The organism is Escherichia sp. MOD1-EC6162 (assembly GCF_002965125.1).
Classification (GTDB): domain Bacteria; phylum Pseudomonadota; class Gammaproteobacteria; order Enterobacterales; family Enterobacteriaceae; genus Escherichia; species Escherichia marmotae.
Genome location: NZ_PTSB01000053.1, coordinates 1 through 7,898, shown reverse-complemented (window position 1 = coordinate 7,898; position 7,898 = coordinate 1). Strand labels below are relative to the sequence as shown.

General features: G+C 46.2%; 12 protein-coding genes. 4 read left to right on the top strand and 8 right to left on the bottom strand.

Going from position 1 to position 7,898, the window contains the following annotated elements:
• The 8 genes from A9587_RS23725 to A9587_RS23685 all read right to left on the bottom strand — a co-directional run.
• Positions 1-283 (bottom strand): host-nuclease inhibitor Gam family protein (locus A9587_RS23725; RefSeq protein ID WP_172955468.1); only part of this gene is annotated, 283 nt, incomplete at its 3' end.
• Positions 284-301: 18 nt separating this feature from the next.
• Positions 302-589 carry a hypothetical protein gene (locus A9587_RS23720; RefSeq protein WP_105281973.1) on the bottom strand — a complete coding sequence of 96 codons (288 nt, stop codon included), beginning with the start codon at positions 587-589 and terminating at the stop codon, positions 302-304.
• 12 nt (positions 590-601) lie between these two features.
• Entirely contained in the window at positions 602-1,021 is a 420-nt protein-coding gene (locus A9587_RS23715; protein ID WP_105281972.1) for a hypothetical protein, read from the bottom strand.
• A gap of 14 nt (positions 1,022-1,035) precedes the next feature.
• Positions 1,036-1,299, bottom strand: coding sequence for a hypothetical protein (locus tag A9587_RS23710; protein ID WP_096965955.1), 264 nt, complete (start codon positions 1,297-1,299; stop codon positions 1,036-1,038).
• A gap of 244 nt (positions 1,300-1,543) precedes the next feature.
• Positions 1,544-1,771 (bottom strand): hypothetical protein, encoded by a 228-nt coding sequence (locus A9587_RS23700; RefSeq protein WP_000968313.1) that lies wholly within the window; start codon positions 1,769-1,771, stop codon positions 1,544-1,546.
• A 15-nt stretch (positions 1,772-1,786) separates the two neighbouring features.
• Positions 1,787-2,725 carry an AAA family ATPase gene (locus A9587_RS23695; RefSeq protein ID WP_105281970.1) on the bottom strand — a complete coding sequence of 313 codons (939 nt, stop codon included), beginning with the start codon at positions 2,723-2,725 and terminating at the stop codon, positions 1,787-1,789.
• Between the two features lie 38 nt (positions 2,726-2,763).
• Entirely contained in the window at positions 2,764-4,755 is a 1,992-nt protein-coding gene (locus A9587_RS23690) for a transposase domain-containing protein (RefSeq protein ID WP_105281969.1), read from the bottom strand.
• A 1-nt stretch (position 4,756) separates the two neighbouring features.
• Positions 4,757-4,984, bottom strand: a complete 228-nt coding sequence (locus A9587_RS23685; RefSeq protein ID WP_105281968.1) for a helix-turn-helix domain-containing protein — start codon at positions 4,982-4,984, stop codon at positions 4,757-4,759.
• A gap of 168 nt (positions 4,985-5,152) precedes the next feature.
• Between A9587_RS23685 and A9587_RS23680 the strand changes: the two genes are divergently transcribed.
• From A9587_RS23680 to A9587_RS23665, 4 genes are all read left to right on the top strand, one after another.
• Positions 5,153-5,743, top strand: coding sequence for a MerR family transcriptional regulator (locus tag A9587_RS23680; protein WP_172955467.1), 591 nt, complete (start codon positions 5,153-5,155; stop codon positions 5,741-5,743).
• Positions 5,744-6,083: 340 nt separating this feature from the next.
• Positions 6,084-7,220: a phage head spike fiber domain-containing protein gene (locus A9587_RS23675; RefSeq protein ID WP_236942435.1), complete on the top strand. Its 1,137-nt coding sequence runs from the start codon at positions 6,084-6,086 to the stop codon at positions 7,218-7,220.
• Positions 7,220-7,489 (top strand): hypothetical protein, encoded by a 270-nt coding sequence (locus tag A9587_RS23670; protein ID WP_105264071.1) that lies wholly within the window; start codon positions 7,220-7,222, stop codon positions 7,487-7,489. Before A9587_RS23675 ends, A9587_RS23670 begins: the two co-directional genes overlap by 1 nt.
• A gap of 12 nt (positions 7,490-7,501) precedes the next feature.
• Positions 7,502-7,898, top strand: a 397-nt coding sequence (locus A9587_RS23665) for a hypothetical protein (protein ID WP_105281967.1), incomplete at its 3' end; no start/stop codon positions are given.

Genomic DNA, 7,898 nt, shown 5'->3' with positions numbered 1-7,898 from the left:
GGTTTGCCGTCTTCACCTTGCCGCCGTTCGTCAGTTCGTCACGGTTCGCTTCACACCATCCCTGAACGCCTTTTGAAAGGGTTTCGATACTGGTTTTAAGGGGCGCAATCTGTGAGGCGTATTTCTCAGTAATTTCAGCGATAGCGTCATTCATTTCCGTTTCAAGTCGTGCTGCTTCGCGTTGCAGGTCCCCAATCCGGCGGATATCACATACCACGGCATCGCGGGATTGTGGGACATAAGTCGCTGCGGCACTTTTAATACGCTTTGCTGATTTAGCCATAAATAAAGCTCCTGTTAATTAATATTCGCTGTATACAATGCTGGATACAGCACGATTGCTTAATTCCATCTTTTGGGCAATGACATGAATAGCCAGCCCTTCTTTATAAAGTTCACGACACAAATATTTGTCGTGCTCACTTATTCGGTAAACACACAACGATATTCCGTGCCTTCTGGCATGTGCCCGGAGAGCGGTTGTGGCAACTTTCAGTTTTTTCGCCATTTCCTCGACGGTCATTTTCCAGACACTGGCTTCGATAAATTCCCGGTCTTCGCGTGACCAGCGTTTACGCTTACACATCATTCCGGTCACCACTCAGTACAACAGGGGTTCACGCAGTGATGCCGGAATATGCCGCAGCGATAACTGAACCGCTTTCAGGGCAAGGGAAGAATACGTCCCCTGCGTCCAGCCTTTCGCCATTTGCCGGTAATCGCGCCAGATGTTCTGCCACTGCTCCCGTGCGTCCGGGTCTGACGCGCTGATGTATCCGCGGTCCATGACGTATTCCCATAAATCCTCGTTAAACGCACCGCCAAACGTGATGGCATTAGAGATGTTTTCGCCACAATAACGCGCACAAATGCTGTAATGGTCAAATGTAATCAGATAAGTAGTTTCACCATGCTCATAAACTTTGCGGGTGAAAATAAATTCGCGTAATTCTCCTGGATTGTTATTACGCATTTTTATTCGAATTAATGCCTGAATTTCGTTTCTGATTTTGGTGTTCATTGTCAGCGTTCCTTTCAGTGACGTGTTCCTTCAACTGTCGCTTCTGTGACACTGCCACCCGAAATGACGCCATCATTTTTCAGTATTTCAATGGCCTCATGGGCTGACTCGCGAACGATATCCCGGCTTTTTTCCAGAACCAGTAACGCTATCGCACCAGCAAGCGTGTACTCATCACCATCCAGTTCTGCGCTGTGGTCCACGTTAACATTGGTGCGTAAATGCTGCCCTTTAACTTCAGATGTCACATTTTTGATTTCGATAATGACTTTTGCCATTTTGTTTCTCCTTATTGATTCTGAATAATTGCGCTGACCTTTACCTTCGCGCCTTCTACCTGCTTAAAGAAAACCGCGCTGCACCACGGACAACATGTCAGGGAATCCCGAATTTCCTTTTCGGGTGAGCATTGCGTCATAATCTGTTCACCACATCCGGGGCATTTATATGTCGTCAGCGGCACCCCGTGGCACTGACAGTGTTTAACCCATTCAATATATTTTTCAGCTTTAATACACATCGTTATCTCCAGATAATCTGGCAACCATTAAGACGGGCCGTCCATACAGAACGGGCCACCCCGGACTTATGCTCCATAATTCTGACCGCGCTTTTTACCAGTTCCACCGGTGGGTAAGTGATTTCAAGAATCGGACGCGCCACGCCGAGATATGATTCATTTACATGACTCCCGCGCGCCTGTAACCAGTTCTGCGCATCCGTTGCCATTTTTATATTTCGGGCCATCATAATTTCTTCTCCTTCTTAATTACGCAGCAGCGTTGAAATATCAACGTCCAGGTCTAATTCACGGAAAGCCTGACGCAGATAATCTTCATTAACACGTTCACCTTTACCGTGGGCGGTCATGGCCGCAAGGCGCAGCGAGTGGTTCAGGATGCGAAGCGCACCTGGTTTTTGAGCAATCTGCTGTAATAATTCCCGCTCGTTTTCGCCGGTAATTTGCCAGGCATCCGCAATGGCTTTTACATCGTCAATTTTGGTTTTATTAATTGCCGTCCGCTTTGCAATACGGGAAAACAGGCGGGCAAATTCAACCGTTCTGTTACCACCGGTCATGTTTGAATAAACACGGTGATTCCCCATCAGAACAAGACCAATACGGGCGGATTCCTGTAACAGGCGGAGTTCTTCCAGAACCTCAGCGCCAAGATGATCAGCTTCGTCGATAATGACCAGCCCCTGCGTACCTTCAAGGCGGCGTCGCAAAGCGCGGGAGAGTGGCCCCTTACGGCGCGGTGCGTCATTCATTCCCAGTTCATAAGCCAGTTCAGTCAGGCATTCCAGAACACTGGCACAGGATGGGGTAATGGTGATCATCCAGACATTGTTATTGGTGCGACGAAATTCGCGGGCTGCTTCAGTTTTTCCCACACCTGGATTACCGCAGATAACAGAAATACTTTCAGTCAGGCTGGCAAAGCGCATACTCGTCCAGATTTGACGTGCTGTTCTGGTTTCCACAAAACGAGGGGGTTCTGGCAGTTCTGCGGCGCGGTGATAGTTCTCCAGCCAGCGTTCCAGCGTCTGCGCAACACGCTCATTATCGCCGTTGTACTTGTTATTCACGAACGCGCTTAACGTTCCTGCGGCAACTCCAGATTCGCGGGCGATTTGCGCATAAGTTGTTTTTTCGCTTTCTACAAGCGTGCGCAGTCCTGCGCGAATATCAGAAATATTCATCTGAATAACCTCGTAATTAAATTTTGTTTAAACGTTAATTAAATGGCTTTTTTACGTCTGTTCTGTTCCAGAATATCCAGCGAGTGATTCAGATATTCATCACGATCAGTTTCATATTCATCATCGGGTTCCTGGTATTTCACCTGCACCGTGTTACCGGAAGGCCGGAAAATACCAACAACCCTTGATTCTGGCGCTGCTGGTTCGGCTATCTGCGGCAGCAGTTCAGCAACTTCCAGCGCGTCCATTTGCTTCTGCGCCTTAATGGCTGCTTTAGTTGCAGATTTCAGTTGTTTCTGGCGTCGACGATACTCACGGCCTGCCGCAGCATCATTAAATGCAACTGGTGCCAGACATTCCGCTTCACAGATAAACCGACCGTCCAGGGTGTAGCAATAAACCGTGCTGTGTAGCTGCTGTGGATCAAACCTGACCACAACTTTTTTCACTCCGGCATTCATTAACGCCATGTTGTAATAAACGTTTTTCGCGCCTTTAAGGGAGCCGCCAACTTTAAGCGTAAACTCGCCTTTGCGTGAAACGTTCACCGCCTCGGCAGGCAGTAACAGCATCCGTTTTTGTTCTTCGGTTGGCTTACGCACAATCGTTCTGGCGTATTCACGCTCGAAAACATCATCAAACGAGAGTTTGCCCCCGCACATTTCTGTTTCACGGCCTGTTCTGGCATTGAACATCGCCACACCTTCGGCAAGGGTTTTCAGAAACAGCTCTGCATCAACAGCGCGGTCGCCATAGTTATCAGGTTTTGCCTGCGGATTTGGCCCCGTATATGCGCCAGCCAGTGCCGGATGCTTATCAACGTATTCCTCAAGCCCACCAACACCGAAAGCACGTTCAACAGGTTTTGCCTGGCCCCAGCCTTTACCGGCAACAACGCTTGTCCAGTGCATTTTCGCCCCCATCAGTAAAAACAGTCCTTTTGGATCGTCCTCTTTTACCTTAAAGCGGTAGCGATTGGGCGCGCCTCCCGTCAGCCATTTATTCGCAGCACCACGGGTGTTATCAATGGTGATGTGAAAATCCTCCGGGATACCGTAGCGAGTCACAACATCCATGAACGAGAGGCGAATTGAATCAATGTTCTCGCTCACATCGCAGCGCCAGCCCAGAATTTTTCGGGTTTTCACATCCTGCCAGAACCATGTTTTCGGACGGATCACATCACCGTTAAACCAGCGTACAAAGACGTTATGCAGATAACCGTCGCCGTTGATCCACTGCATGGCGTCCAGGTGTTCCACAGTTCGCTGCTGTGCCGGTATCAGATGCATCAGTGCATGTTCACCTTCACGACAGGCAACAACCATTGCCTCGTCCAGTTGCTGAATCCGGCGAAAGGCCGTGGCACGGGAGGGAATACTCCAGCCATGCTCGCGGGCTGCCAGTTCCAGACGCTCATAACATTTGCGGAAGGCGGGCTTTTCCGGTCGCAGATAATCTGCAATCAGAAACTGCCAGGCATCCTCGTCAAATTCACTTTTGTGAACGTTGCGACGGGATGCACCACGTCCATCAACAAGCGCAGCCGCCCAGTCAGGCTTCGCAAACTTCTGTACCTGGTAATACTTGTCACGCAAAGTGGATGCACTGACCTGGTAATGCCCTGCAACGGTCGCAAAAGCCGTTTTTGTTGAAATACCCTGGTTCAGCATTTCGTCTGCGGCCTGAACTGCAGGCAACCATTTTTCAGCAAGTCTGCGCTGGGAATCGCTGGCGTTATCCCATTTGCTCCACAGCACCTCACGATCATAATCGTGGGCTTCCAGCGTGGGGCGGGCGATTTCAAAACGGCCCAGGCTTGTTTCAATCTCTCCTTGCCTAAGCAATAAAGCCGCTTTCGCTTCAACAGGTAAAGAGTTAGCATTGTATTCAATTGCCTTACCTCCTTTGACACCTGCCCTAGTGCGGTTTTGCCATCCTTGCTTCTTAGCGACATAAATCACACCAGCTGATGTTTTCGGCAAGCCTGGAAGATTCGCACACTCTTTCGGTGACACCCAAAGTTCCATATTATTCACCTGCTTGATATCGGCTAGGCCAGATGACTTCTGGTTTAGTTTCAAGGGCGTTAGCAATAATCTGTTCGCCCTTTGGCCAGTGCCGCTCTAGCGCATTAGCTAATGTCGTTGGCGCATAACCAAATTGCCGAGAAAGAGCTGATAAAGAGAGCTTTCTTTTCTTAAGTCCCGCAATCACATCAGCACGATGCCAATCACGGACCTTTTCGCTGGAACACATTTAAAAACCCTCCTAAGTTTTGTAATCTATAAAGTTAGCAATTTAACTAAGTGTAAAAACTTAGTTTACTTGCCAAAAAGATAAATACTGAAAAGCTTTTTGTAAAGCTGCTTTTTGGTATTGTTAGGTGTGTTTTGCATAATTAATTGAAAAATAAGGATTTAAATTTTGAAAAGTGACTTTATAGAAAATGGTGATACTAAAAAGTCGATCTGGTGTACGCCGCAAGAAATTATGGCTGCTGATGGTATGCCAGGATCTGTTGCTGGTGTTCACTATCGGGCAAATGTTCAAGGCTGGATAAAGCGAAAAAAGGAAGGTGTGAAGGGGGGGAAAGCAGTTGAATACGATGTGATGTCTATGCCCACCAAAGAACGAGAGCAAGTTATTGCACACCTAGGTCTGTCTATTCCTGGCACTGCTGCTCAAGCTAATGAGCAGCAGGATTCTTCGGAGCTGATAAACAAATTAACTACAACCTTAATCAATATGATCGAAGAACTGGAACCAGATGAAGCACGTAAGGCACTGAAACTCTTAAGCAAAGGTGGACTATTGGCGTTAATGCCTCTTGTGTTTAATGAACAGAAACTTTACAGCTTTATAGGATTTTCACAGCAAAGTATCCAGACGTTGATGATGCTAGATGCATTACCTGAAGAGAAACGCAAAGAGATTTTGTCAAAGTATGGGATTAATGAACAGGAGAGTCTTGTAGCTCCTTTGCAGGATCCACAAGATGTAAAAAAAGCCGTATAACAACCAGGAACCTAGCTAAAACACACACTTCCCCTCAAGTAACCTAGAGGGTAAGATACTGAAACAACAAAAGCTGTTTTTGATATACGTCATTCGCCAGAAGCCTGGTTGTTATCGGGTTTGAAGCGTTTTTGAAGCTGCAATTGAAATAATGCGTGAAGCAATTGCTTTTCGTATGTTTAATGAAACAAAAGCCATTTCTAACAAATTTTCGCGTTTCAATGCTTAACGGCTAAAATCTGTTCTACAGGCTTGCAAGCCCCACCAAATCTAATCCCGTCAAATCCCGAATAATCCAATATCCTCCCGGTTTTTTTCGTACTTCTCGTGAATCAATACAGTGGCAGGGAATAACGTTCCTCGTTTTGAAAAATATGGTTTGCTGATAGAGAATCAGCGAACAAACATGTTCGTAAATAGTTTTAATCCTGATGCGTGGAATAAAAGCGGTGGTATATCTGTAACATCATCAACAGATGAATTTGAGTTTAAATATGGACGTTTCACGGTAGGAAGCGATATAGCAGGAACGACAACAGGGAGAAATATATGCACAGTTGCTGGTAATAAAGGCATAGATGTGACTGGCGATGATCAGTACAGTAAAGGTCCGTATGTTACCGCGTCGTTCAGGGTAAGAAGTGATCTCAATGTTCGCGCACGTATCCGTTTTGAACGGTATAACTCGGAAGGATACACTTTTCTTTGTGACGCCTATTTGTCATTACAGACTCATGAACTACAAATTACGGGTGGTAATGCCCAGCTATTAACAGCAAACTTTGAAATCGACCCTGGTAGTGGGTGGATATATTTTCAGGCAACACTGAAATGTCTGCCAGAATGGGGAATGGTTGGTACGCAGCTGCAAATTGCAGCCGACAGAGCTGTGGGGTCTTTTGCAACAGGTGACTGGATAGAAGTAACCACCCCGCAATTCGAGTACGGTGCTTGTGCAACTTCCTTCATCATAACGACAACAGAGCCAGCGACTCGTGCATCAGATTTATGTAAATTTCCGCTGATGAAAAATATGTATACCATGCCTTTTACGTTCATGGTGGAAGTCCATAAAAACTGGTTTATTTCTCATAATGCTGCACCGCGTGTCATTGATTCAGAAAATCACCAGTCCGGAGGTCCATTTATTATGGGGTTTGGTTCTTCTGGAACTATCAGTCAGGACGGTTATTCGTATTGCGATATAGGCGGGGCTAACCGACGTGTATATGAGTCATGCGGAGTAAGAGATCTCGTTATGGGATTCAGGGTTAAGGCTGACGGCATGACATGCTCATTTGCAAATAAGCATATAAGCACAGAAACAAAAACAGTATGGAAATATATTCGTGAAGCTGCCGTGATTCGTATCGGGGGGCAAGCGACGACAGGATTACGACACCTTAATGGTCATATAAAAAATCTCCGTTTCTGGAACAGAGCATTGTCAGATACGCAGCTTAAGGAATACGTATAATGCGGGATATAACATTACGGTTCGATAACAGAGAACAGTTTAACGCAATTTTATATGACAGTGGCCTGTTCAGTCTTGAAGAAGAAAACGGGGTTCTTGTTGATGTTATTGGCTGCATTATCGATTACGAGGAGCCAGAAAACGAAAGATGTACAGGCATTGATCGCGGTGGTTTTTTCGTAAACATGAGGATTGTTGATAGCAGTAAAAACATATCTTCTTTAATGCCTTTCATTACGACAGATCAGCATGTAAGGACATGGGCTTAATGGAGTAAGACAATGGTTACAAAAACAGTAATTCCTGATGACATCAAAACGCTAAAATTCGATGTTAGTAAACTAAAAACTGATCAAGGAAGCTACGTAACAAAATCATATGTAGACAGCAAAAATGAAACCGTTAATGACTGGTCTGCTGCATGGTATCAGCAGGTATTGCCAACTAGCGGGGCTATATTTGGGCGAAAACTTCGCTCAACTCACAGGACGGCAGGTGTTGAGGATGCGTATTGCGAACTATACCTTAAAAAATGGATAGACAGCCCAGGGAACGCAATGGCGCGCCTTAACCTGAACGATAACGGGACAAACATTTGCTGGGACTTTACCAACCTTTATGGCGGTACGATGATTTTTCCCGGTGACAGCGGATACCTCAAAATGGGTAACTGCCTTA